Here is a 26,193-nt window from a genome sequence, read left to right as displayed (position 1 = left end):
AGGCTCCAGCCGGAGCGCTACCAGGATCAGGAGTTCGTTCGACATGCTGCATTCGCCTCGCCTCACCTCGCTGGCCCTGACCATCGCCCTGGTCCTCGGCGCGCCCCTGGCCCGTGCGGCCGAGCCCGCCAAGCCGACCGCGGTGCCGGCCACGACGGTATCGGCCCCTGCCAAGGCGCCACTGCCGCTGGACGAGCTGCGCACCTTCGCCGAGGTCATGGACCGCATCAAGGCGGCCTATGTCGAACCGGTTGATGACAAGACCCTGCTGGAAAACGCCATCAAGGGCATGCTCAGCAACCTCGACCCGCATTCGGCCTACCTCGGCCCGGAAGACTTCCAGGAACTGCAGGAAAGCACCAGCGGCGAGTTCGGCGGCCTGGGTATCGAAGTCGGCATGGAAGACGGCTTCGTCAAAGTGGTATCGCCGATCGATGACACCCCGGCCTCGCGCGCCGGGATCGAGGCCGGTGACCTGATCGTCAAGATCAACGGCCAGCCGACCCGCGGCCAGACCATGACCGAAGCGGTCGACAAGATGCGCGGCAAGATCGGCGAGAAGATCACCCTGACCCTGGTACGCGACGGCGGCACGCCGTTCGACGTGACCCTTGCCCGTGCAGTGATTCAGGTCAAGAGCGTCAAGAGCCAGCTGCTCGAAGACGGCTACGGCTATATCCGCATCACCCAGTTCCAGGTCAAGACCGGCGAAGAAGTCGGCAAGGCCCTGGCCAAGCTGCGCAAGGACAACGGCAAGAAGCTGCGCGGCCTGGTCCTCGACCTGCGCAACAACCCCGGTGGCGTGTTGCAGTCGGCGGTGGAAGTGGCTGACCACTTCCTGACCAAAGGCCTGATCGTCTACACCAAGGGCCGCATTGCCAACTCCGAGCTGCGCTTCTCGGCCGACCCGGCCGACGCCAGCGAAGGCGTGCCATTGGTGGTGCTGATCAACGGCGGCAGTGCTTCGGCCTCGGAAATTGTCGCTGGCGCCCTGCAGGACCATAAACGCGGCGTGCTGATGGGCACCGACAGTTTCGGCAAAGGCTCGGTGCAAACCGTGCTGCCGCTGAACAACGATCGTGCGCTCAAGCTCACCACCGCCTTGTACTACACCCCGAACGGCCGTTCGATCCAGGCCCAGGGCATTATTCCGGACATCGAGGTGCGTCAGGCCAAGCTGACCGCCGAAGTGGACAACGACAACTTCAAGGAAGCCGACCTGCAAGGTCACCTGGGCAACGGCAACGGCGGCGCTGACCGACCAACAGGCAGCGCCAAACGCAAAGAGCGCCCGCAGGACAATGACTTCCAGCTGAGCCAGGCCCTCAGCCTGCTCAAGGGCTTGAGCATTACCCACAGCAAGTGATTGCCTGCATGCGTTACCTGTTGTGTGTCCTGCTGTACCTGTTGAGCGGAACCGTGTTTGCGGCGCCCGCCCAACAGGGCAAGGCCTACATGAGCCTGATCATCGACGACCTGGGCCAGAGCAGCGCCCGCGACAGCCGCACCCTGGCGCTGCCAGGGCCGGTGACCATGGCGATCATGCCCGACACTCCCCATGCCACTGAATTTGCCCGCCAGGCCCACAAGGCGGGCAAGACGGTGATCCTGCACATGCCCATGGACCCGGCCACCGGCCCCTTTGCCTGGCACCCCGGCACACCGATAGCGGAACTGGCGCAACGTCTGGATGCAGCCCTGGCCAAGGTGCCCTACGCCGCCGGGATCAACAACCACATGGGCAGCCGCATGACCTCGCAAGCCGAGCCAATGGCCTGGCTGATGGGTGAACTGCAGCGCCGCCATCTGTTCTTCGTCGACAGCCGCACCAGCGCCGCCACCGTGGCTGCGGCCAAGGCCCAAGAGCTCGACCTGGCGCATGTTTCCCGCGATGTGTTCCTCGATGATGTACGCACCCCCGAGGCCATTGCCGGGCAATTGCAGTTGGGGGTCGAGCTGGCGCGCAAACAGGGCTCAGCCGTGTTGATTGGCCACCCTTACCCGCAAACCCTCGACGTACTGGAACGTGAAATGCCCCGGCTCCAGCGCCAGGGCATCGAGTTGATCAGCCTTCGGCAGATGATTGCCGAGCGCGGCAACCAGGCCATGCCGGCGCATGGCCGGCAGGGTCGCTACACCAACCGATGAATGCTTCAGGGAAAGGGGATGATGTCGTCCACATCCTTCAGACGCAATTCACTGCGGTAGACCTCCAGTAGCTCTTGCCCGGAGGCGGCTGCACTCAATTGCGCCTTGCGGCCCAGCTTGCGCTGCCACCAAACCTTCAGATGACCTCTGCTGAATTGCCGGGCAGGCGTCTCGGCGCTCGGATAATGGAAATGCGCTTCCCATAAGCCATCGCCTTTTTGCTGCCCCGGCTCGGCAAGTCGCCGGATTTCATAGATGTCCAGGTAATCGTTGGAGGACAGCGCTTTGCGCCGTACTGTCGGTTCGATGGTGATCCGCCGTTCCTGATACAGGTACCGCAGGCTATTTGCCGTCGGGTGTTGGGTGTTCAGGTAGAGGCTGGTCAGCATGTCGCGCCGTGCATTGCTCAAGCGTCGGATATTGCTGTCCAGATCCTCGATCAGCTCTTCGTCGGAAGCAATTCGCGGCAACGTTACAAGGGCCTTGTTCAATTTCTCCACATGCCCCTCAATCACCGACGACAGGCCAAGGGGCTCATCGGGACTGTAGGTATAGGCCAGCCTGATCACGGCATCGACCTCAGTGAGCAAGACCCGGGCGCGCTTCCTGTCGACATCGGGATGCTTCGGGGAGGTGGGCGGCATCTCATCGGCAGGGTTGCGAACATCCTCAACCAACTCCGAACCCTGCCGGTGGAACTTCTTCAATACCTTTCCCGTGCGGCTTTCCCGCTGCTGGATAACCGAAACCCCATCAACTTCCAGCTCTTCAGCCAAAACGCTTCGACCTTGATGCGTTCTGGCCAGTCGCCGCCTGCCTCCCCTTGCTGCGTACAGCACAGGCCTGCTCAGGTGCGATACCCCCAGTTCGTTTTCCCGCACCGCCTGCGACAACTCGGATATCGCCGCGCGTTTCAGACCTGTCAACGCAGCCTTGTACAACTTCAGTTTGTCCATTCTGATCGCTGCGCCACCGAGTGCATTCAAATAGTCAACCAGCACCAAGGCTTCCTCATAGGCCTCAACGATGCCGTTCAGCACTTCAATCTGCTCCACCTGTGCCAGACCACTACCTGCCAGATCACCATGGGCTGCACCAGCGCTCTTGATGCCATCTCCGGCAAGGTAGTTGTGATACTGCTCCAGAACGCTCGCATCGACTTGAGCCAGACGATCCAGGCTCAACTCCGCCAGGTCGAAGAGCAAACGAACTTCCAGGTCGATCGCGGTTTCTCGGCGCCGCTCGACGATATCGCCCACCACCCTGTTCTTGTTGGTCTTCGTCCCGGTAGCGTCTTTAAACACCATTGAATTGTTTTTGAGCGTGTCCTCGAGCAAATCGTCGAGCTTGCAGGATAACTCGACAAGATCGGTTTCCCATCCGACGACCTTCTCCAGCGTGGCGAGGAAATCCCTGTATTGCTTGATCTCGGTTTCAGTCTCCGGCCGTACAACAAGGGTGTCAGCCAGTTTTTCCAGATCTTCTTCATTGATAATCTTTGCCAACTCATCGTGGTATTCCGTACAGCTGCCAATGAGCTCCTGGCGTGTAGTGCTGCGCTGCTCGACCACCACTTTGCCCAACATCGGTTCAAGCTTGGTCATTTTCTCGATGGAAGAAAGGACCTTGTCGTGCTCCAGGCCATTTTCGATGAGCGGTTTCAGCGCGTAGACGACTTTCTGATTGGTGAGCTTGCGGACGCTCTTCAGCCCTGTGAGCTCTACCAGCTTCAGATCATCCAGATCAGCGTCATTTTCAAATGCTTCGATCTGCGCATCTTTCGCTGACAAGAATGCCTTGAGTTTGTTGACCTGTAGCGCCAAGACATTATGTTTGCGGGTTAACGCCGTCTCTCGTTCCCTGTCTTGATCAAGCTGCCGCCTGTTCGCTTCCTCCTGGATCTGCCGCCGGCTTTTGGGCATGCCCCCGCGCAAGCGCAGTGCCGCGTCGACGCGCCATACACCATGTTCGAACGTCAACCATGGGCCGGGATTGCCTTGCGCATCGACGACGCGCACGCCGTCAACACTGAGCTCGACAGCATAGGTATTGCCGGCCAAAGCAGCGTAATGGCCGTCGTCGATCTGGTAGAGACCTTGGCCCGAGCCTGAGTCCAGGGGTTCGAAACCGTTCAGCGATACAGCGCTGCGCATGGCCAAGAGCGCTTCGCGCTGCGTGGGCGCAAGCACGTTCAAGCCTTGCCTGCCGCGCCAGGCGAAATCCAGCTGCAGAGCGGAGCGTTCTCCAAGTGTGCCGGGCATCCCTACCAGCCCTTGTTCCAGCGCTGGGTTCACTGTGACAAAACCAGGTCTCTGTGGCGCCGGATCGTCAAAGGCGGAGGCCTCGATGAGGTGATCGGCCACAGGTACTTCCCGACGCGGCAGGCGCGCATGGAACAGGGCCATGGCAAAATTCAGGAGTAGATCGACCACGGCTGCCGACCTCTCGAACGCATTACCCTGGGTCAGTGCCGACACATCGTTTTTCAATCCCTGAATGGCCTGCACCAGCCAGGCCACGGTAGCCACGGGCCCACGCAGCAACAAGGTGACCACGTCGAACAGCAACCAGGCACCCTCGACAAGGATCGCCCAACGACTCTCGGCATTCGACACTGACTGGCGGTCGGCCAGCTCAAGCAACAGGTCGCGGTTCGCTTTGTAGAGCTTCGCATCGACGTCGATCCGCCAGAATTGCGTAGCGAGGCTTGCTGGCTGTACTGACTCCGGCAGCAACGAAGTATCAAAGATCGGTCGCCCCAGATGCGGTTCGCTGAACCCGCCGTGGTCGTAGACACTTCGCGCCTGTGGCAGCAACCAATCAAGAATGCTGTCTTGCAGTGCCCCCTCCTGACGAATTGCAGCCATCATCGCCTGAAGACTGACGAACTCCGTCAGCGGCGCTGACGTATACAAAGGCCGGTACAGCAGCACCAACGCAGGCGACGCCGAGAAAAGCACGTACATACCGCAGACCAGATCAGACTCGCTTGCAGTCGGTTCACGCTTGAACGCCAGGGGCATCAGGGTGATGGCGGGGAGGTCAGGGTCGATATCGCCGCGGCAATAGTCAGCCACACACTGTAGGCCGGCCTCGCTCAAAGTCCCTCCCAACTTTGACCTGAGCGCGCTGAACAGCAGAGAGCAGCGCCACTCCCGGGCGAAACAGGTAACCCGCTGTTCACGGGTGTCAGGGTCGTCGAGCTTTTGTGCTACGTAGCTCGGATAATGGGCACCAATGTCGACTTGCTCAACCAGGGATTTGACATAGTCGAGCGTCATCCAGGGCATGATCAGTTGCCCTTCACGGTGCTCGATGGCAGTCAAGGTCGCCCCTTGGAGTGAGCTGAGATTGCCGATGGCAAACTGCGTCAGGGTTGTCGTCCTGGTTTCCACCAAACCACCCCCCACACCCGCTCCCGCGCCACCCGGTATACCCCTGGCAACCGTGAGCGTCAGGTTCAAGTCATCAGGAAAGTAATTAGCGTCAAGTGGATGGTCGGCGAGCAGTTGCTCGCGCAAGCGCTGGCTGGCATAGCTGTGCAGGTCCGACACATCGTCGAGCGCCGCAGCGCCCTGCGATTTGGCCTGGGCCAAGGTAAGTTCGAACACTGCGCACTGGTAGGCGAAGCTGTCCTCCGGCGAAATCTGCCATATGCCAGGTGGCAGCTTGATAGCCGCATCACTGTGGACGGTATAGCCTTCGATGAACCATTGCGATGGATCGCTCAGGGCTGCAAAGGCCTGCTCCATGTGGGCAATATCTGTCAGCCGCGAGTAGCGCAAGCGCTGCACTGAGTCGAGCATGACTTCAAGCAACAATGCCGCTTGCTGAGCGAAAACGTCACCTTCCAGTTCATAGCGGTTCCAGCTGATCGAGTCGAACCGATATCGATCAGCCAGCTCGTTTCGTAGTGCCAACGCAAAATTATCGAGCGAGTCAAATGACCTCACCACACTTGAAGGCGAGCACCACAAGACCACCGTACGCTCATCCCATTCACCACTCACCAGCAGGTTCGGCAGTATGTGCAAGAAACGCTCATCGTCTACTTCAAGCTCTACCTCTACGGTGAACACACTTGGGCTATTCGAGCCACCCTCAAGCAGCCCACGGACACATTGCTCTTGCTGAGGATCGAGATTCTGCCAAGGTAAATTGCGCAGCAACGCCAACTTCAACATCTGCTGCAGCCAACGATCCCGGCTGACACCCGAACTTGACTGGTCATTCCAGTAATCGACCTGAGCCTGCTGGAAATGGAAAGGCAACTCTGACACCAGGTGGTTGATGGCGTCGGTCATCCCGTTGAATGCAATGAACTCAAACCCGTCGCTGCCCTCGAAGCGGTAAGGTGCCACGAAGGTCAGGCCGGGATCTCGGTCATGGGCACGTTCCAGATTCAGGGCCTGTCCGTCCAACACTGCCTGCAGTACGACCTCTACCAGGGGCTGTGATGACGACGAACGCGCCTGGGGAAGCAATAGACGCAGCGGTTCTGCATCGGGCAGTGATGGCTTGACGGTGCCGAGGATGGGGAAACGCTCTACCAGCAATTGCAGGATCTTCTGCGCAGCCACCTGGCGCAGGGTAGGACGGCCGGCGAACTGCAACGCCACGGCCTGCTTGAAGTCCGGAGCCGGAAGGTTGGTTTTTGAGCTGCTCATGAACGTAAAACTCCTTGCTAATGGTAAGCGCCCAAGCTAGCGACCCGTCCATTGGCAGCGGTGTTACATATTACTGGCCGTCAACGCCTCGATTGGCCGTATGGCTGATGCCCAAAGAAAAAGGGGCCCTGCTCTCACGAGCAGGACCCCTTGCGTTCAATCAGCTGAGATCAGCTGTAGACACGCCCCAGCAACTGGCGATGGCTCTCGAACTGATCGAGCACATCACGGGTGATCTGGTCGGGCGTGAAGCCCATCAGGTCATATTCCTGGCTGCCATTGTGCAGGTACACCTCGGCACGATAGAAGCGCTGGCGCACTTCGCTTTCACCTTCGACCGGCGCCTCGCTTGGCGCGGCCAGGTAGCCGTCCAGGCTCACCTCGTAGACGAAAGGATTGCCCTCTTCCATCATCACCCGCAGGCCCATGGTCGAGCGCGACTGGCCGACACGGGTTTCTACCTCAACGCCGAGGTTGCGCAGTTGCACTGCCGCTTCCTTCAGCGCCGGGCTGACCTGCTTGTCCATGAAACGCTGAACCATCGCCTGGGTCGGCTGCAGATCAAGCTGGCTCAGACGCTCGCTGAAGCCGCGACGGCCACGGGCAGCCAGCTCGGCTTGTTCCTGTTCGATCTGGCTGTCCTGCTTCATGGCCTTGTACAGACCGAACATGAACAGCACCAGCACCACCGAGAACGGCAAGCCGGCCAGTACCACCATGGTCTGCATGGCGGCGAAGTTACCGGCGAACAGCAGACCGATGGTCACCAGGGTGATCACCACCGACCAGAACACCACCATCCAGTGCGGCGCGTCTTCGTCGACCTGACCGCCTTTGCACGACAGGTTGGCCATCATCACCGCGCCCGAGTCGGCCGGGGTGAGGAACAGCACGAAGCCGACAAACACTGCCACACCAATGACAATCTTGGCCGCCGGGAAGAATTCCAGCAGTTGATAGATCGACATCGACGGCTGCTCGAGCGCGGTCTTGCCCAGCTCCACGGCGCCATGGTTCATCACCAGGTCCAGCGCGGTGTTGCCGAAGATCGACAGCCAGGCCAGGGTGAAGCCCAGCGGGATCAGCAGAACGCCGGCAACCAGTTCACGCACGGTGCGGCCCTTGGAGATACGGGCGATGAACATACCGACGAACGGGCCCCAGGAAATCCACCAGGCCCAGTAGAACACGGTCCACAGCCCCAGCCAGCGCTCGGACTTGCCCGCTTCGCTTTCATAAACGTAAAGATCGAAAGTCTTCAGCACGATGCCGTTGAGGTAGTCGCCGATGTTCTGAACGAAACCGTTGAGCAGGTGCAGGGTGTCACCGGCCAGCAGGACAAAGATCAGCAGACCGCTGAACAGCATGATGTTCAGGTTCGACAGACGACGAATGCCGTTCTCCACGCCGGACACTGCGGCGACGGTGGCCACGGTGGCCATGACCAGAATCACGATCAGCAGGTTGGTCTTGCTGTGGTCCATGCCGAACAGGTATTCCAGGCCCGAAGACACCTGCATCGAACCGATACCGAGGTTGGTCACCAGACCCAGCAGCGTCACGAACATGCCGAAGATGTCCACCGCGTGACCGGCGCCACCCTTGACCCAACGCTCGCCCATCAGCGGGTACAGCGCCGAGCGCAGTGCCAGCGGCTGGTTGTGACGGTAGGCGAAGTAACCCACAGCCAGACCGACCAGGGCATAGATCGCCCAGCCGTGCAGGCCCCAGTGCAGGAAGGTCAGCTGCAGGCCCTGGCGCGCCGCCTCGGCGCTGGCAGAAGCGCCTTCTGGCGGGTTGAAGTAGTGATCCAGAGGCTCGGAAGCGCCGAAGTACAGCAGCGAGATGCCGATACCCGAGGAGAACAGCATGCCGGCCCAAGCGCCGTAGCTGAAGTCGGGTTTGTCGTCCTTGCCGCCAAGCTTGAGCTTGCCGAAGCTGGAGAAAGCCAGCACGACCACGAATACCAGGTAGCCGCCGATCACCAGCATGTAATACCAGCCGAAGCTGCGGGTCAGCCAGGTCTGGGCAACGTTGAGCACTTCGCCGGCTTTCTCCGGTACAGCGATAAGCAAGGCAGTCAACACAAGGATCAGCAACGCGGAGGTGAAGAACACCACGCTGTTGACCCGGACCCTCTCGGTGGGGGTCTTGATAAGGGAGGCAGAACTCATTGCACGTAGGCTCCGGGCAGTGCGAGAGAAACGAAACGACCTTTGCCTGAGCAAATGGTGCAATAGCCCCACTGCGTCAGGTGTTATAAAAGCACCTTGAAAAACCGTGATCCCGAATCGATTGCGTTGAAAAAAACAGAACGAAAACCCCGCTCCGAGGGTTGACCGTGCAGTCCTCGACCGCTCGGCAGATCTGTTCAACGCGCCGCTTACACCCGTCAACACCTTGTATTTCGGGGGTTCCACGCCTTTTTGGGGTGCCAATTTGGGCCAGCTGACGGCAGGAAAATCCTGTCAATGGCACAGATTGTCGCAGAGCTTATTCTTTGTTGATTGAACGTTCAATCAAAACAAAATAGACTGGCCTTCGCCGAGGCAGCCGCTCGTCGACTGCTCGCAGGCCTGAGGAGATTTGCAAAATGCCCAAGGTCGGTATGCAACCCATTCGCCGCCAGCAGTTGATCGAAGCCACATTGCTGGCCATCGACCAGGTCGGCATGGGTGACGCCAGCATTGCGCTGATCGCCCGTTTGGCCGGTGTGTCGAATGGCATCATCAGTCACTACTTTCAGGACAAGAACGGCCTGATCGCAGCGACCATGCGGTACTTGATGAGCGTGCTGAACGAGAACGTCGTCGCCAACCGGCAGGCGCTCAAGGACAACAGCCCGCGTGCCCACCTGCAGGTGATCATCGAAGGCAACTTCGACGCCAGCCAGGTCAACGGCCCGGCAATGAAAACCTGGTTGGCCTTCTGGGCCTCCAGCATGCACCAGCCGTCTTTGCACAGGTTGCAGCGGATCAACGATCACCGCTTGTATTCCAACCTGTGCTGCCAGTTCCGCCGCGCCCTGCCGTTGCCTGAGGCACGCAGCGCGGCCCGCGGGCTGGCAGCGTTGATCGACGGTCTGTGGCTGCGCGGTGCGCTGTCCGGAGACGCCTTCGACACCGACCAGGCGAAGCAAATCGCTTACGAATACATGGATCTACAACTGGCGAAGCAGACGAGCCTGGACACATACACCCAGGCCTCTGAACCACTACGCGCCGCAATTGCCAAACCGGCAGGAGCGTCGCTCGGATAGCCAAAAACACAATGCACTTGCGAGGACACTATGGCCCGTTTCGAACTGCAAAAACTCTACATTGATGGTGGTTATGTCGACGCTTCCAGCGACGCTACTTTCGACGCCATCAACCCGGCCAACGGCGAAGTCCTCGCTCAGGTGCAACGTGCCACTCAAGCAGACGTCGAGCGCGCCGTAGAAAGCGCCGAGCGTGGCCAGAAAGTCTGGGCCGCCATGACCGCCATGCAGCGCTCGCGCATCCTGCGCCGCGCCGTCGACATCCTGCGCGAGCGCAACGATGAGCTGGCCGCCCTGGAAACCCTGGACACCGGTAAGTCCTACTCGGAAACCCGTTACGTCGACATCGTCACCGGCGCTGACGTACTGGAGTACTACGCAGGCCTGGTCCCGGCCATCGAAGGCGAGCAGATCCCGCTGCGCGACAGCTCGTTCGTCTACACCCGCCGCGAGCCGCTGGGCGTCACCGTCGGTATCGGCGCCTGGAACTACCCGATCCAGATCGCCCTGTGGAAATCCGCACCTGCCCTGGCGGCCGGTAACGCGATGATCTTCAAGCCGTCGGAAGTCACCTCGCTGACCACCCTGAAACTGGCCGAAATCTACACCGAAGCCGGCCTGCCAGACGGCGTGTTCAACGTGCTGACCGGCAGCGGCCGTGAAGTCGGCACCTGGCTGACCGAGCACCCGCGCATCGAAAAAATCTCCTTCACCGGCGGCACCACCACCGGCAAGAAGGTCATGGCCAGCGCCTCGAGCTCGACGCTCAAGGAAGTCACCATGGAACTGGGCGGCAAGTCGCCACTGATCATCTGCGACGACGCCGATCTCGATCGCGCCGCCGACATCGCCATGATGGCCAACTTCTACAGCTCGGGCCAGGTCTGCACCAACGGCACCCGCGTATTCGTTCCTGCCTCGATGAAAGCGGCCTTCGAAGCCAAGATCGCCGAGCGCGTTGCCCGTATCCGCGTTGGCAACCCTGAAGACGAAAACACCAACTTCGGCCCGCTGGTCAGCTTCGCCCACATGGAAAGCGTGCTGGGCTACATCGCCAAGGGCAAGGAAGAAGGCGCACGCGTTCTGTGCGGCGGCGAGCGTCTGACCGACGGCGAGTTCGCCAAAGGCGCGTTCGTGGCACCGACCGTGTTCACCGACTGCCGTGACGACATGACCATCGTCAAGGAAGAAATCTTCGGCCCAGTGATGAGCATCCTCGCCTACGAGACCGAGGAAGAAGTCATCCGTCGTGCCAACGATACCGAGTACGGCCTGGCCGCCGGTGTGTGCACCAACGACATCAGCCGCGCCCACCGCATCATCCACCAGCTGGAAGCCGGTATCTGCTGGATCAACGCCTGGGGCGAATCGCCAGCCGAAATGCCGGTTGGCGGCTACAAGCAGTCCGGTGTCGGCCGTGAAAACGGCGTGAGCTCGCTGGCTCAGTACACCCGCATCAAATCGGTACAGGTCGAGCTGGGCAACTACAACTCGGTGTTCTAAGCACCCCTGTAGCCGCGCCCGGTCCGCAAGGTCCGGGCGCTCCCCCGCTTTCCTGTCTACTGCCAAAATGAGGGAACAGAAATGTCCCATGAATTCGATTACATCATCGTCGGTGCCGGTTCTGCCGGTAACACCCTGGCGACCCGTCTGACCGAAGACGAAGGCGTCACTGTCCTGCTGCTCGAAGCCGGTGGCCCGGACTACCGCGCCGACTTCCGCACCCAGATGCCAGCCGCCCTGGCCTTCCCGCTGCAGGGTCGCCGCTACAACTGGGCCTACGAGACCGATCCCGAGCCGTACATGGACGGGCGCCGGATGGAATGCGGTCGCGGCAAGGGCCTGGGTGGCTCGTCGCTGATCAACGGCATGTGCTACATCCGTGGCAACGCCATGGACTTCGACGGCTGGGCAGAACTGCCAGGCCTGCAGGACTGGACCTACCTGGACTGCCTGCCGTACTTCCGCAAAGCGGAAACCCGCGACATAGGTGCGAACGACTACCACGGTGGCGAAGGCCCGGTCAGCGTGACCACGCCGAAAGCCGGCAACAACCCGCTGTTCCACGCCATGGTCGAAGCCGGCGTGCAAGCCGGTTACCCGCGCACTGAAGACCTCAACGGCTACCAGCAGGAAGGTTTCGGTCCGATGGACCGTACCGTCACGCCTAAAGGCCGTCGCTCCAGCACCGCCCGCGGCTACCTGGACACCGCCAAGAAGCGCTCGACCCTGACCATCGTCACCCACGCCCTGACTGATCGCGTCGTGTTCGACGGCAAGCGTGCCGTTGGCGTGACCTACCTGGTCGGCGCCAGCGAAGAACGCGTGGAAGCCCGTGCGCGCAAAGAAGTCATCGTCTGCAGCGGCGCCATCGCCTCGCCGCAACTGCTGCAACGTTCCGGCGTCGGCCCGGCCGAACTGCTCAAGCGCCTCGACATTCCGGTGGTCCACGACCTGCCGGGCGTCGGTGAGAACCTGCAGGACCACCTGGAGCTGTACCTGCAGTACGCCTGCACCCAGCCGGTGTCCCTGTACCCATCGCTGCTCTGGTACAACCAGCCGGCCATCGGTGCCGAGTGGCTGTTCAACGGCACCGGTATCGGCGCCAGCAACCAGTTCGAGGCCGGTGGTTTCATCCGTACCCGCCCTGAGTTCAAGTGGCCGAACATCCAGTACCACTTCCTGCCGGTTGCGATTAACTACAACGGCAGCAACGGCGTACAGGAACACGGCTTCCAGGCGCACATGGGTTCGATGCGTTCGCCAAGCCGCGGCCGTATCCAGGCCAAGTCGAAAGACCCGCGCCAGCACCCGAGCATCCTGTTCAACTACATGGCTACCGAGCAGGACTGGCAGGAATTCCGTGACGGCATCCGCCTGACCCGTGAAATCATGGCCCAGCCGGCGCTGGACCCTTACCGCGGTCGCGAGATCAGCCCTGGCGCCGACGTGCAGACCGACGAGGAACTGGACAAGTTCATCCGCGAGCACGCCGAAACCGCGTTCCACCCGTCCTGCTCGTGCAAGATGGGTACCGACGACATGGCCGTGGTCGATGGCCAGGGTCGCGTGCACGGCATGCAGGGTCTGCGTGTGGTCGATGCCTCGATCATGCCGATCATCATCACCGGCAACCTCAACGCCACCACGATCATGATCGCCGAGAAAATCTCCGACAAGATCCGTGGCCGCCAGCCGCTGCCGCGCAGCACTGCCAAGTACTACGTTGCCAATGAGGCACCGGTCAAAGGCAAGGCGATGCGTGAAGTGAAGCAGGCTTGATTCCCTGCGGCCCCTATCGCCGGCAAAGCCGGCTCCCACAGAGAAAGGGTTATCTCTATCCCTGTGGGAGCCGGCCTGGCCGGCGATGAGGCCCTTGCCAGCGACACAACAGAAAAGCACCTTTCAGGTGCTTTTTTTGTGCCTGCGATTAACCCTTTACAGCCCGCCGACCCCTCAGGTTAGAATCCTTGGCACGCGACCTGCTTATCCACAGCAAACCGCCCCTTCCTGCTTTTCCCCGGAGTACTGCCTTTGGATGCGTCCACCATCAATAGCCTGTTCTTGATCGGCGCATTGCTGGTAGGTGCAAGTATTCTGGTCAGCTCACTGTCATCACGGCTGGGCATCCCGATTCTGGTCATCATCCTCGCCGTCGGCATGCTCGCCGGCGTGGATGGCGGCGGCATCATCTTCAACAACTACCCGACCGCCTACCTGGTGGGCAACCTGGCACTGGCGGTGATCCTCCTTGACGGCGGTTTGCGCACGCGCGTGGCGAGTTTCCGCGTGGCCCTGTGGCCGGCCTTGTCGCTGGCCACGGTCGGCGTGCTGATCACTACCGGCCTCACCGGTATGATCGCCGCCTGGCTGTTCGACCTGAGCCTGATCCAAGGCCTGCTGATCGGCGCCATTGTCGGCTCGACCGACGCCGCAGCAGTGTTCTCGCTGCTCGGCGGCAAAGGGCTGAACGAACGGGTCACCGCGACGCTGGAGATCGAATCGGGCAGCAACGACCCGATGGCGGTGTTCCTCACCGTCACCCTCATCGACATGATCGCCAGCGGCCAGACCGGCCTGCACTGGAGCCTGCTCACCCATCTGCTGCGCGAGTTCGGCATCGGCGGCCTGATGGGCCTCGGTGGCGGCTGGCTGCTGCTGCAACTGGTCAACCGCATCAACCTGGCCGGCGGCCTCTACCCGATCCTGGTGATTGCCGGTGGCCTGGTGGTGTTCTCCCTGACCAACGCCTTGCACGGCAGCGGCTTCCTCGCCGTGTACCTGTGCGGCCTGGTCCTGGGTAACCGGCCGATCCGTAGCCGCCACGGCATTCTGCACATGCTCGACGGCATGGCCTGGCTGGCGCAGATTGGCATGTTCCTGGTCCTCGGCCTGCTGGTCACCCCGCATGACCTGCTGCCGATCGCCCTGCCCGCGCTGGGCCTGGCGCTGTGGATGATCATCTTTGCCCGGCCGCTGTCGGTGATTGCCAGTCTGCTGCCGTTCAAGGCCTTCCACGGTCGTGAGAAAGCCTTTATCTCCTGGGTCGGCCTGCGCGGCGCGGTACCGATCATTCTCGCGGTGTTCCCGTTGATGGCCGGGCTGCCCGATGCCCAGCTGTTCTTCAACCTGGCGTTCTTTATCGTGCTGGTCTCGCTGCTGGTGCAAGGCACCAGCCTGCCGTGGATGGCCAAGCTGCTCAAGGTCACGGTACCGCCAGACCCGGCGCCGATCTCGCGCTCGGCCCTGGAAGTGCACATCACCAGCGAGTGGGAACTGTTCGTCTACCGCCTCGGTGCGGAAAAATGGTGCATCGGCGCCGCCCTGCGCGAGTTGAAAATGCCCGAAGGCACGCGTATCGCCGCGCTGTTTCGTGGCCAGCAACTGCTCCATCCGTCGGGAAGTACCACCCTGGAAGTCGACGATCTGCTCTGCGTGATCGGCCACGAACACAACCTGCCGGCCCTCGGCAAACTGTTCAGCCAGGCCCCGCAACGCGGTCTTGATTTGCGCTTCTTCGGTGACTTCGTGCTCGAAGGGGACGCAGAACTGGGGGCTGTAGCGGCGCTGTACGGTTTGCAGCTCGATGGCCAGGATCCGCAAATGCCGCTCAGCCGCTTCATCGCTCAGAAGGTTGGCGGTGCGCCGGTGGTCGGTGACCAGATCGAATGGAACAACACCCTGTGGACGGTGGCGGTGATGGAAGGGAACAAGATCAGCAAAGTGGGCGTCAAATTCCCCGAAGGAACTCGACCCGGCCCCGGGTTGTTCCTTTAAACTCAAAACTTCGCCCCTGGTTGCAAGAATTTTCTGCCTATGTCACTGCGCACCTCCATATGCGCAGCCCTGCTCGGGCTGTGTCTGTCACTCTCCTACGCCTGGGCGGCAGAACCGCCGACCCGTGCGTCCATCCAACACAGCCTGGACAAGATCGCCGAGCGCAAACTGCCGGAGGCCGAACAAAAGGCCCTGCAGCAGGTCCTCGAACAGACCCTGACTTTCCTCAGCACCAAGGAAGACAGCGAGAAAAAGCTCGTCGCCCTCAAGCAGCAGCTCAGCGACGCGCCGCGCCAGACCAGCGAGAATCAGCGCGAACTGGTCAAACTCAATGAAAGCAAGGTGGTCGCCGTCGCCCAGCGCTATGCCGCGCTGAGCGTGCCGCAGCTTGAACAGCTGCTGGCCGAACGCAGCACCGAGCAGGGCGAACTGCAGAAAGCCCTGTCTGAAGCCAACAGCCTGACCATCACCTCGCAGACCCGCCCGGAGCGGGCCCAGGCCGAAATCAGCGCCAACCAGACCCGCGCCCAGCAGATCAACAGCAGCCTCAAGCTCGGCAAGGATGGCGGCAAGCCGCTCACAGCGGATCTGCGCAACCAGCTCAACGCCGAACTGGCCGCGATCAATGCCATAACCCTGCTGCGCCGCCAGGAACTGGCCGGCAACAGCCTGCTGCAAGACCTGGGCAACAGTCAGCACGACCTGCTGATCGAGCGTGCCACACGCCTGGAACAGGAAATCCAGGACCTGCAGACGCTGATCAACCAGAAGCGCCTGGCGCAGTCGCAACAGACCGTTACCGAGCAATCCATCGAAGCGCAGAAGGCCGGCGGCAGCACCTTGCTGGCCACCGAAAGCGCAGCCAACCTGAAGCTCTCCGACTACCTGCTGCGCAGCACCGACCGCCTCAACGAGCTGACCCAGCAGAACCTCAAGACCAAACAGCAACTGGACAGCCTGACCCAGGCCGACCAGGCCCTGGACGAGCAGATCAGCGTGCTCAAGGGCAGCCTGCTGCTGTCGAAGATCCTCTACAAGCAGAAACAGGCCCTGCCGCACCTGAAAGTCGACCGCAACCTCGCCGATCAGATCGCCGATATCCGCCTGTATCAGTTCGAGATCAACCAGCAACGCGAACAGATCACCAGCCCGAGCAGCTACGTCGACAAACTGCTTGCCAATCAGCCCCAGGAAAATGTCACCCCGCAACTGCGCAAAGCCTTGCTGGAAGTGGCGATCACCCGTAGCGACCTGCTGGAGCGACTCAATCGCGAACTGAGCGCCCTGCTCAACGAATCGATCACCCTGCAGTTGAACCAGAAGCAGCTGCTGAGCACCTCGCAGAGCTTGCGCACCACCCTCGACGAGCAGATGTTCTGGATCCCGAGCAACAAGCCCCTGGACCTGGAATGGCTGGGAACTGTCCCCGAGCGCCTGCAGAAACAGCTGGTCAGTTTGCCCTGGGGTTCCGGGATCAAGGAGCTCGGCGATGGCCTGACCCAGCGCCCGCTGCTGTTCCTGCCCTTGCTGCTGTTAATCGGCGCCCTGCTGTGGCGGCGCAAGTACCTGTATGGGCGATTGAACAAGGTTCACCAGGACGTCGGCCACTTCAAGCGTGACAGTCAGTGGCACACGCCCCAGGCGATCCTGATCAATATCCTCCTGGCCATGCCCGTGAGTCTGGGCCTGGCCTTGTGCGGCCTGGCTCTGCAGATCGACGCCCGTGGGCAGAACGCCAACCTCGGCGCCGCACTGTTTCAGATCGCCCAGGCCTGGCTGGTGTTCTACACCGCCTACCGGATACTGGCGCCAGGCGGCGTGGCTGAGCTGCATTTCCGCTGGGACAGGCCGCAAGTCGAATTCCTGCGCCGCTGGATTCGCCGCCTGGGTGCGGTGGTCCTGGCGCTGGTCGGTGTTGTGGCGGTGGCAGAGCACCAGCCTTCGGCCCTGGCTGATGACGTGCTGGGCATTGGCGTAGTGTTGACCTGCTATGCCTTGATGGCCTGGCTGCTCAGCCGTCTGCTGCTCAGCAGCCCGGCGCACCGCAACACCTCACTGTTCCGCCAGGCCGTGGGCGTGGCCTTCACTGCCCTGCCGGTCGCCTTGTTCATCGCCGTCTGCTTCGGTTACTACTACACCGCGCTGAAGCTCACCGACCGCCTGATCGACACCCTCTACCTGCTGATGTTCTGGCTGGTGATCGAAGCCGCGTTCGTCCGTGGTCTGGCCGTGGCCGCCCGGCGCCTGGCTTACCAGCGGGCGTTGAGTAAACGCCAGGCGACCCCCAAGGAAGGCCTCGATGGCGAAGTGATTGTCGAAGAACCGACCCTGGACATCGAACAGGTCAACCAGCAGTCCCTGCGCCTGATCCGCCTGGCGCTGCTCGGCGGTTTCATCGGCGCGCTGTACTGGGTCTGGTCCGACCTGATCAGCGTGGTTGCCTACCTCGACAACATCACCCTGTACGAGTACACCAGCGGTACCGGCGCGGCCATGAGCATGGTGCCGATCAGCCTCAGCGACATGCTCGGCGCCCTGGTGATCATCGGCATTACCTTCGCGCTGGCGCGCAACTTGCCGGGACTGCTCGAAGTACTGGTGCTGTCGCGCCTGAACCTGGCCCAGGGCAGCGCCTACGCCACCACCACCCTGCTGTCCTATGTGATTGCCGGAGTCGGCTTCGTTTCCACCCTCTCAGCCCTCGGTGTCAGCTGGGACAAACTGCAGTGGCTGGTGGCCGCGCTGTCGGTAGGCCTGGGCTTCGGTATGCAGGAGATCTTCGCCAACTTCATCTCCGGCATCATGATCCTGTTCGAACGTCCGGTGCGTATCGGTGACACCATCACCATCGGCAACCTGTCCGGCACGGTGAGCAAGATCCGTATCCGTGCCACGACCATTACCGACTTCGACCGCAAGGACATCATTGTCCCGAACAAGACCTTCATCACCGGGCAACTGATCAACTGGTCGCTGACCGACACCATCACCCGCGTCACCCTCAAGCTCGGTGTCGACTATGGCTCGGACCTGGACCTGGTGCGCACCCTGCTGCTCAAGGCGGCCAATGACAACCCGCGGGTGCTCAAGGAGCCGGAACCGATTGTCTACTTCCTGAACTTCGGTGAAAGCACCCTGGACCACGAACTGCGCATGCACGTGCGCGACCTCGGTGACCGCAACCCGGTGCTCGACGAGATCAACCGCTTCATCAACAAGGAATTCAAGAAGCAGAAGATCAACATCTCGTTCCGGCAGATGGAGGTCTACCTGAAGAACATGCAGGGCCAGGAATACAAAATGGTCCCGGTGGAGAATCTGGACAAGACCGTGATTCAACCCCTGGCCGATAGCGACAAGCCGAACGACACAGCGCCCGGCAAAACCGCCTGACTGGACGTAGACGGCCATACCCTTGCAGAATGATCGGATATTCTGCTGGAGATGGCCGTTGAAAGCCCTCGACGAACTGACCTTCGACAACCGTTTTGCTCGCCTCGGCGACGCCTTTTCAACCTCGGTGCTGCCTGAGCCGATTGCCGAGCCGCGCCTGGTGGTTGCCAGTACGGCCGCCATGGCCCTGCTGGACCTGGAACCGACCGAGGCGCAGTCGCCGGTGTTCGCCGAACTGTTTGGCGGCCACAAGCTCTGGAGCGAGGCCGAGCCACGGGCGATGGTCTATTCCGGGCACCAGTTCGGCGGTTATAACCCGCGCCTGGGCGATGGTCGCGGCCTGCTGCTCGGTGAGGTCTACAACGACGCCGGCGAGCACTGGGATATGCACCTCAAAGGCGCCGGAGAGACGCCTTATTCGCGCATGGGCGATGGCCGTGCGGTGCTGCGCTCATCGATCCGCGAATTCCTCGCCAGCGAAGCCCTGCACGCCCTGGGCATCCCCAGCAGCCGCGCCTTGTGCGTGATCGGCTCGAGCACGCCGGTCTGGCGCGAAACCCAGGAGCGCGCGGCGATGCTCCTGCGCCTGGCACCAAGCCATGTGCGTTTCGGGCATTTCGAGTATTTCTATTACACCCGCCAGCCCGAGCAGCAGCGCATCCTCGCCGAGCATGTGCTGAAACTGCATTTCCCCGAATGCCAGACCGAGCCCGAACCGTACCTGGCGATGTTTCGCAGCATCGTCGAGCGCAACGCCGAACTCATCGCCCTGTGGCAGGCCTATGGCTTCTGCCATGGCGTGATGAACACCGACAACATGTCGATCCTCGGCATCACCTTCGACTTCGGCCCGTTCGCCTTCCTCGACGACTTCGACGCCAACTTCATCTGCAATCACTCCGATGACCAAGGCCGCTACAGCTACAGCAACCAGGTACCCATCGCGCACTGGAACCTCAGTGCCCTGGCCCAGGCGCTGACGCCGTTCATCAGTGTCGAGGCGTTGCAGGAGGCCTTGGCATTGTTCCTGCCGTTGTACGAAGCCCATTACCTGCACCTGATGCGCCGTCGCCTGGGCCTGACCCAGGCCGAAGACGACGACAAGCTATTGATTGAACGCCTGCTGCAACTGATGCAGCCCGGCGCGGTGGACTACACCCTGTTCTTGCGCAAGCTGGGTGACCAGCCTGCCGAACAGGCGCTGCAGGTGGTACGCGATGACTTCGTCGATCTGGCTGGTTTCGACCGCTGGGCCGTGGATTACCTGGCCCGCATCGCCCGTGAGCCCGGCAATGGCGAAGGCCGCCGCGAACGCATGCACGCGGTCAATCCGCTGTACATCCTGCGCAACTACCTGGCCCAACGCGCCATCGAGGCCGCTGAAGGCGGTGACTACGAAGAAGTGCGGCGCCTGCATCAGGTGCTGTGCAAGCCGTTCGAGGAACAGCCGGGTATGCAGGCCTATGCCGAACGACCGCCGGAGTGGGGCAAGCATCTGGAAATCAGCTGCTCGTCCTGACCGTATCTGTAGGAGCTAAATCCTGGAGTACCAATGACCGATCCACTGGTAATACCCTGCCCACACTGCAACGGCCTGAACCGCATCCCCGGCGAGCGCCTCGGCGATACGCCGAAATGCGGCCGCTGCAAAAACCCGCTGCTGCTGAGCAAACCCTTCGACCTCAAGCAAGGCGACTACGCCAGCCAGATCAAGGGCGACCTGCCGTTGCTGATCGATGTCTGGGCCGACTGGTGCGGGCCGTGCAAATCCTTCGCGCCGATCTTCGAACAGGCCGCCAGCCAGTTGAGCGGGCGCTGCCGCCTGGCCAAGCTGGACAGCGAGGCCAACCAGCAACTGGCGGGACAATTGGCGATTCGTTCGATTCCCAGCCTGATCCTGTTCAGGAACGGCCGGGAAGTGGCGCGCCAGAGCGGCGCATTTCCACTCCAGCAACTCCTGGAGTGGTTGCGCAGCCAGGGGATCTAGGCGTTTTCTTCGAGCAGTGCGTGCAACTCGACAAACTGCTGGGTCAGCTTGTGCCGCGGCTCCAAGTGGATCAGCGGCAGGCTGGCCTGGTGCGACTCACGCATCTTCACCGAGCTGTTGAGGTACACCGGTAGCACCGGCAGGCCTTCGGCCAGCAACTCGTCGAGCATCTGCTGGGGAAGGCTGGCCCGGGCCTGGAACTGATTGACCACAATGCCTTCAACCTGCAGGTTTTCATTGTGATCCTCCTTGAGATCCTCGATTTCGGCCAGCAGGCCATACAGCGCCTGACGGGAAAAACTATCGCAATCGAAGGGAATCAGTACACGATCAGCGGCAATCAGCGCAGAAACCGCGTAAAAATTCAGGGCTGGCGGGGTATCCAGATAGATCCGCTCGTAGTCCTCGTCCAGCTCATCCAGCAGTTTTCGCAGCTTGTTGATCTTGTGCTTGGCCTCAAGCTTGGGCTGCAGGTCGGCAAGCTCGGCGGTGGCGGTCACCACATGCAGGTTGTCGAAGGGCGTTTCGTAGATATCGACCTTGTTCTTCTTGGCAAACGGCCCTGATGACAGGGTCTGCTTGAAGAAGTCGGCAATGCCCATGGGAATGTCCTCGCCGGTCAGCCCGGTGAGGTACTGGGTCGAGTTGGCCTGGGCATCCAGGTCGATCAGCAAGGTTCGATAGCCTTCATTGGCACTCACTGCCGCCAGGTTGCAGGCAATGCTCGATTTACCCACACCACCTTTCTGATTGAACACCACGCGCCGCATGAAATGAACTCCGTGTATCTGGGAATGACCGAGTATGTCGGCGCAGCGCCGGTTTAGCCAGCACCATCCAGCCCCTCAAATCAATGAATCGGCTTGCCGCACAGCAATGCAGCAAAGGTGGCGGCCATCACCGACGCCGATTCACCCCGCTGCACCAGCCATACCGCGGTGTCCGCGCCCTCGTCGAGCAGCTCGCGGTACACCACGCCATCGATGCGCATGCGCTGGAACGAGGCCGGCAGCACTGATACCCCCAAGCCCGCCGACACCAGGCCGATGATGGTCATCGCCTCGCTGGCCTCCTGGGCAAAGTGCGGGCTGAAGCCGGCCTGGCGGGCCAGGTTCAGCAACTGCGCATACAGGCCGCTGCCGTAACTGCGTGGAAAGAACACGAACGGCTGCTCGGCCAGCGCCGCCATGTGCAGCCCGCCTTCGCTGCCTTCAGCCAGCGGATGAGCGGCGTTGATCACCGCGACCAGCGGTTCGCGGAACAGCTCCGTGGCGAGCAGACTGTCCGGCAGTGCCAATGGCCGCATCAGGCCGACTTCGATGCTTTCATCGAGCAAGGCATCGGCCACCGCCTGGCTGCTCATCTCTTTCAGATTCAGGTGCACGGCGGGAAAGCGCTGGCGAAACGCGTAGATCGCCTTGGGAATGCTGGAGTTGAAGGGTGCCGAGGAAGTGAAACCGATCTTCATCTCGCCCAGTTCGCCCAATTGTGCGCGACGGGCGACATCGGCGGCCTTGTCGACCTGGGCCAGCACCAGTCGTGCCTCTTCAAGAAACAGGCGCCCCGCCTCACTCAGCTCGACTCGACGATTGGTACGCTCGAACAGACGCGCCCCAAGCTCCTGCTCCAGGGCCTGGATTTGCTGGCTCAAGGGCGGTTGAGAGATCCCCAGGTTCTGCGCCGCCCGGCCAAAGTGCAGCTCTTCGGCGACGGCAATGAAGTAGCGCAGGTGGCGTAATTCCATGGTGGCTCCAATAGGTCGCAAAACCTCTTAAACAGGTCGAACAATATATTGGAAATGATCATTAGCCAGCTATATGCTTTTTTCACTGCCTGACAGGCCGTAGCGCCCCCGAGGTCACCCGTGAAAACTGCTGTTGCGCCCCACGTCCACGAACTGCCCCCCGCGCCGCTCGACGAAATCGTCGCCACCCTGAACGAACGCTGGATCGAAAAAGGCACCCCGGCCTTTTTGCGCACCGTACTGGCGCTGTTCTGCGGCGGCTTTGCCACCTTTGCCCTGCTCTACTGCGTGCAACCGATGATGCCGCTGCTGTCCCAGGAGTTTTCCATCAGCGCTGCGCAAAGCAGCCTGATCCTCTCGGTGTCGACCGGCATGCTCGCGGTCGGCCTGCTGATCACCGGGCCCATCTCCGATCGCATCGGGCGCAAGCCGGTGATGGTATTTGCGCTGTTCTGTGCAGCCCTGTGCACCCTTGTCAGCGCCCTGATGCCCAGCTGGCACGGCGTGCTGCTGAGCCGCGCCCTGCTGGGGCTGTCGCTGAGCGGCCTGGCGGCGGTTGCCATGACCTATCTGAGTGAAGAGATTCACCCGCAGCACATCGGTCTGGCCATGGGTCTGTACATCGGTGGCAACGCCATTGGCGGCATGTGCGGTCGGCTGATCACCGGGGTATTGATCGACTTCGTCAGCTGGCACACCGCGTTGCTGGTAATTGGCAGCCTGGCCATGGTCGCGGCAGTAGTGTTTTGGAAAGTGCTCCCCGAGTCGCGTAATTTCCGCCCACGTTCACTGCACCCACGCAGCCTGCTGGAAGGTTTTATCCTGCACTTTCGCGATGCCGGGCTGCCCTGGCTGTTCCTCGAAGCCTTCCTGCTGATGGGGGCCTTCGTCACCCTGTTCAACTACATCGGCTATCGCCTGCTGGCCGAGCCGTACCACATGAGCCAGGCGCTGGTCGGCTTGCTGTCGGTGGTGTACCTGTCGGGCATCTACAGCTCGGCGCAGATTGGCGCCCTGGCCGACAAGCTGGGCCGGCGCAAGGTGTTCTGGGGCACTATCGTGCTGATGTTCAGCGGCCTGCTGCTGACCTTGTTCAGCCCCTTGCCGCTGGTGATCGTCGGCATGCTGGTGTTCACTTTCGGCTTCTTCGGCGCGCACTCGGTGGCCAGCAGCTGGATTGGACGGCGGGCGACCAAGGCCAAGGGCCAGGCATCTTCGCTGTACCTGTTCAGTTACTACGCGGGATCGAGTGTGGCCGGGACGGCCGGTGGGGTGTTCTGGCATCAGGGCGGCTGGAACGGCATCGGGCTGTTCATTGGCAGCTTGCTGGTGGTGGCGTTGCTGGTGGCGTTGCACCTCAGCAAGTTACCAGCCAAGGCCTGAACAGAGACCATCGCCGGCAAGGCCGGCGCCCACAAGGATCGGAGCATGCAATCGCTGTGGGAGCCGGCCTTGCCGGCGATGGGGTGCAAAGCAGCCCCTAACTCAGTTGATCACTTCCACCAGATCAACATCCACTTCACGGCTCATCAAGTGCTTCTCGACTTCACCGGTCAGTTTGACCCGGGTCTTGTCGTTGAACGCCACGGGTGGCATGTCTTCTTTATCGATCTCGACAGTGATGGTGCCCGTGTTGTCCTTGAATTCGAACTTGTCATCGTTGTTCAGCTTCTTCACCACGAAACCTTGCAGCACCACCGGGGTGTCGTCGGCAGCATCGTTGGCTGCGGAGACGGTAGTCACCGGCTGAGCACCTGGACCGGTATAACCGGCTGCAAGGGCAGCAGTGCTGAACAAAGGGGCAAGCAGCAGAGCGAGGTAGCGGGTTTTCATGAGGCAAGTCCTTGATGAGTTTTGATGGGCCCAGCATAACCATCACAACTGAATTCAAACTTAATCACGCCCGCCCCGCCTTTTGATCTGCATACGCCACAACACGCGACGACCGAGACACTCATGCCAGATCACCGCCAGGATATGCAGCACAACCAATAATGCCAGCACCAGAGAGGCCAGCCGATGCAGCACGCTGAACCCCTGCGACCACGCAGGCGCCTGCAGAAGTTGAGGAATTTGGAGCCAGCCAAACAGATCGATGGGACGCTCCATCATCAGGACTCCGCTCAACAGCACCAGCGCCGTGAAACCATACAGCAGCAGATGAACCATGCGCGCCACGCCATCAGGCTCACCACCCCTCGATGGAGAAGTACAACGTAGCCAGAAGCGCCAGATGAACAGCGGAATGAACAGCGTGGTCAGCGCCACATTGAAGTCGGCGATCACCGCAGCCAGCGGGGTTCCCCCGGCAAACAGCAGCACATATCCGGCACTGATCAGGGTCCACAGAATGACCACCGCCGATACCCAGTGCAGCAGCACCTGAATCGCCGAGTAGCGCTCGCTGCACGTTTGAAGTTCATGTTCCATAAAAGACGGATCCTCTTGTCATAGGCCCTGGGGCAAAGGAGCAAGAGAGTAAGGAATTCGTTCGACCGGCCCAGCCGGAGCCATTTCCCTGCGCCACCAGACTTCTCAGCACGGATACAAAAACGCCCGACACAAGGTCGGGCGTTCTTCTACAGCATTCGCGCTCAGGCGTGGTACTGCGCCGACAGCTCGTGTACTGCATTGATAAACGCACCCGCGTGCTCCGGGTCGACTTCCGGGGTAATGCCGTGGCCAAGGTTGAATACATGACCACTGCCTTGACCATAGCTGGCCAGGATGCGTCCGACTTCGGCGCGGATCGCTTCCGGCTTGGCGTAGAGCACGGTCGGGTCCATGTTGCCCTGCAGAGCGACCTTGTTGCCGACACGCTGGCGCGCCTCGCCGATGTCGCAGGTCCAGTCCAGGCCCAGCGCGTCGGCGCCTGCGTCGGCAATGCTTTCCAGCCACAGGCCACCATTCTTGGTGAACAGGATGACCGGTACCTTGCGGCCTTCGTGCTCGCGGATCAGGCCGCTGACGATCTTGCGCATGTAGGCCAGGGAGAACTCCTGGTAGGCCGCCGCAGACAGGTTACCGCCCCAGGTGTCGAAGATCTGCACGGCTTGCGCACCGGCGAGGATCTGACCGTTGAGGTAGCTGATCACCGACTGCGCCAGCTTGTCGAGCAGCAGGTGCATGGCTTGCGGGTTGTCGTAGAGCATGGCCTTGGTCTTGCGGAAGTCTTTCGACGAGCCGCCTTCGACCATATAGGTGGCCAGGGTCCACGGGCTGCCGGAGAAGCCAATCAGCGGCACACGGCCGTTGAGCTCGCGGCGGATGGTGCTGACCGCGTCCATCACGTAGCCCAGGTCTTTCTGCGGATCAGGGATCGGCAGCGCTTCGATGTCGGCCAGGGTGCTGATGACCTTCTTGAAGCGCGGACCTTCGCCGGTTTCGAAGTACAGGCCCTGGCCCATGGCGTCGGGGATGGTAAGGATATCGGAGAACAGGATCGCGGCGTCCAGCGGGTAGCGGTCCAGCGGCTGCAAGGTGACCTCGCAGGCGAACTGCGGGTTCATGCACAGGCTCATGAAGTCGCCGGCCTTGGCGCGGCTGGCGCGGTATTCCGGCAGGTAGCGGCCGGCCTGGCGCATCATCCACACCGGGGTGACGTCTACGGGTTGCTTGAGCAGGGCGCGCAGAAAACGATCGTTCTTCAAGGCAGTCATGTCGGCATCCGGAAAAAAAGTGCGGGCATTTTCTCAGACACCAACGGAAAAGGCACGGT

At 61.3% G+C, this 26,193-nt stretch carries 17 protein-coding genes; 10 read left to right on the top strand and 7 right to left on the bottom strand.

The window, feature by feature from the left end:
* The first annotated feature begins 43 nt into the window (after positions 1-43).
* Positions 44-1,366, top strand: coding sequence for a S41 family peptidase (locus NPS47_RS10930; RefSeq protein ID WP_274294990.1), 1,323 nt, complete (start codon positions 44-46; stop codon positions 1,364-1,366).
* Positions 1,367-1,374: 8 nt separating this feature from the next.
* A complete protein-coding gene (locus NPS47_RS10925) occupies positions 1,375-2,148 on the top strand; it encodes a divergent polysaccharide deacetylase family protein (protein ID WP_274294989.1) in 774 nt (257 codons plus the stop codon).
* Positions 2,149-2,153: 5 nt separating this feature from the next.
* Here NPS47_RS10925 and NPS47_RS10920 read toward each other — a convergent pair whose 3' ends face one another.
* Together NPS47_RS10920 and NPS47_RS10915 are read right to left on the bottom strand one after the other, a co-directional pair.
* Positions 2,154-6,815 carry a dermonecrotic toxin domain-containing protein gene (locus NPS47_RS10920; RefSeq protein WP_274294988.1) on the bottom strand — a complete coding sequence of 1,554 codons (4,662 nt, stop codon included), beginning with the start codon at positions 6,813-6,815 and terminating at the stop codon, positions 2,154-2,156.
* 170 nt (positions 6,816-6,985) lie between these two features.
* Positions 6,986-8,932: a BCCT family transporter gene (locus NPS47_RS10915; protein WP_274295057.1), complete on the bottom strand. Its 1,947-nt coding sequence runs from the start codon at positions 8,930-8,932 to the stop codon at positions 6,986-6,988.
* 476 nt (positions 8,933-9,408) lie between these two features.
* Here NPS47_RS10915 and betI point away from each other — a divergent pair, with 476 nt between their 5' ends.
* The 7 genes from betI (at position 9,409) to trxC (ending at position 20,731) form a co-directional block, all read left to right on the top strand.
* Positions 9,409-10,074 carry a transcriptional regulator BetI gene (gene betI, locus NPS47_RS10910; RefSeq protein ID WP_157194530.1) on the top strand — a complete coding sequence of 222 codons (666 nt, stop codon included), beginning with the start codon at positions 9,409-9,411 and terminating at the stop codon, positions 10,072-10,074.
* 30 nt (positions 10,075-10,104) lie between these two features.
* Positions 10,105-11,577, top strand: coding sequence for a betaine-aldehyde dehydrogenase (gene betB, locus NPS47_RS10905; RefSeq protein ID WP_274294987.1), 1,473 nt, complete (start codon positions 10,105-10,107; stop codon positions 11,575-11,577).
* A gap of 81 nt (positions 11,578-11,658) precedes the next feature.
* Entirely contained in the window at positions 11,659-13,356 is a 1,698-nt protein-coding gene (gene betA, locus NPS47_RS10900) for a choline dehydrogenase (protein WP_274294986.1), read from the top strand.
* 252 nt (positions 13,357-13,608) lie between these two features.
* A complete protein-coding gene (locus NPS47_RS10895; RefSeq protein WP_274294985.1) occupies positions 13,609-15,351 on the top strand; it encodes a potassium/proton antiporter in 1,743 nt (580 codons plus the stop codon).
* Positions 15,352-15,390: 39 nt separating this feature from the next.
* Positions 15,391-18,744 (top strand): mechanosensitive channel MscK, encoded by a 3,354-nt coding sequence (gene mscK, locus NPS47_RS10890; RefSeq protein ID WP_274294984.1) that lies wholly within the window; start codon positions 15,391-15,393, stop codon positions 18,742-18,744.
* A gap of 58 nt (positions 18,745-18,802) precedes the next feature.
* Positions 18,803-20,263 carry a protein adenylyltransferase SelO gene (selO, locus tag NPS47_RS10885; RefSeq protein ID WP_274294983.1) on the top strand — a complete coding sequence of 487 codons (1,461 nt, stop codon included), beginning with the start codon at positions 18,803-18,805 and terminating at the stop codon, positions 20,261-20,263.
* A gap of 33 nt (positions 20,264-20,296) precedes the next feature.
* Positions 20,297-20,731: a thioredoxin TrxC gene (gene trxC, locus NPS47_RS10880; protein WP_274294982.1), complete on the top strand. Its 435-nt coding sequence runs from the start codon at positions 20,297-20,299 to the stop codon at positions 20,729-20,731.
* Here the strand turns inward: trxC and NPS47_RS10875 are convergent.
* Both NPS47_RS10875 and NPS47_RS10870 read right to left on the bottom strand, forming a co-directional pair.
* Positions 20,728-21,501 (bottom strand): ParA family protein, encoded by a 774-nt coding sequence (locus NPS47_RS10875; RefSeq protein ID WP_274294981.1) that lies wholly within the window; start codon positions 21,499-21,501, stop codon positions 20,728-20,730. The genes trxC and NPS47_RS10875 overlap by 4 nt on opposite strands.
* 80 nt (positions 21,502-21,581) lie before the next feature.
* Positions 21,582-22,475 carry a LysR family transcriptional regulator gene (locus NPS47_RS10870; protein ID WP_274294980.1) on the bottom strand — a complete coding sequence of 298 codons (894 nt, stop codon included), beginning with the start codon at positions 22,473-22,475 and terminating at the stop codon, positions 21,582-21,584.
* Positions 22,476-22,628: 153 nt separating this feature from the next.
* Between NPS47_RS10870 and NPS47_RS10865 the strand changes: the two genes are divergently transcribed.
* Entirely contained in the window at positions 22,629-23,858 is a 1,230-nt protein-coding gene (locus NPS47_RS10865; RefSeq protein WP_425313496.1) for an MFS transporter, read from the top strand.
* Between the two features lie 102 nt (positions 23,859-23,960).
* On the opposite strand, the gene NPS47_RS10860 is transcribed toward NPS47_RS10865, so the two are convergent.
* The 3 genes from NPS47_RS10860 to hemE form a co-directional block, all read right to left on the bottom strand.
* Positions 23,961-24,308 carry a YgiW/YdeI family stress tolerance OB fold protein gene (locus NPS47_RS10860; protein ID WP_274294978.1) on the bottom strand — a complete coding sequence of 116 codons (348 nt, stop codon included), beginning with the start codon at positions 24,306-24,308 and terminating at the stop codon, positions 23,961-23,963.
* Between the two features lie 60 nt (positions 24,309-24,368).
* Positions 24,369-24,905, bottom strand: coding sequence for a cytochrome b (locus tag NPS47_RS10855; RefSeq protein WP_274294977.1), 537 nt, complete (start codon positions 24,903-24,905; stop codon positions 24,369-24,371).
* 164 nt (positions 24,906-25,069) lie between these two features.
* On the bottom strand, positions 25,070-26,134 hold the full coding sequence (gene hemE, locus NPS47_RS10850; protein ID WP_274294976.1) for a uroporphyrinogen decarboxylase: 1,065 nt from the start codon (positions 26,132-26,134) through the stop codon (positions 25,070-25,072).
* Positions 26,135-26,193: the final 59 nt, after the last annotated feature.

The organism is Pseudomonas putida, from assembly GCF_028682475.1.
In the GTDB taxonomy this organism is placed as follows: Bacteria; Pseudomonadota; Gammaproteobacteria; order Pseudomonadales; family Pseudomonadaceae; genus Aquipseudomonas; species Aquipseudomonas putida_AG.
The sequence above is the reverse complement of the archived record's forward strand: the minus strand, read 5'-3'. Positions and strand labels throughout refer to the sequence as shown.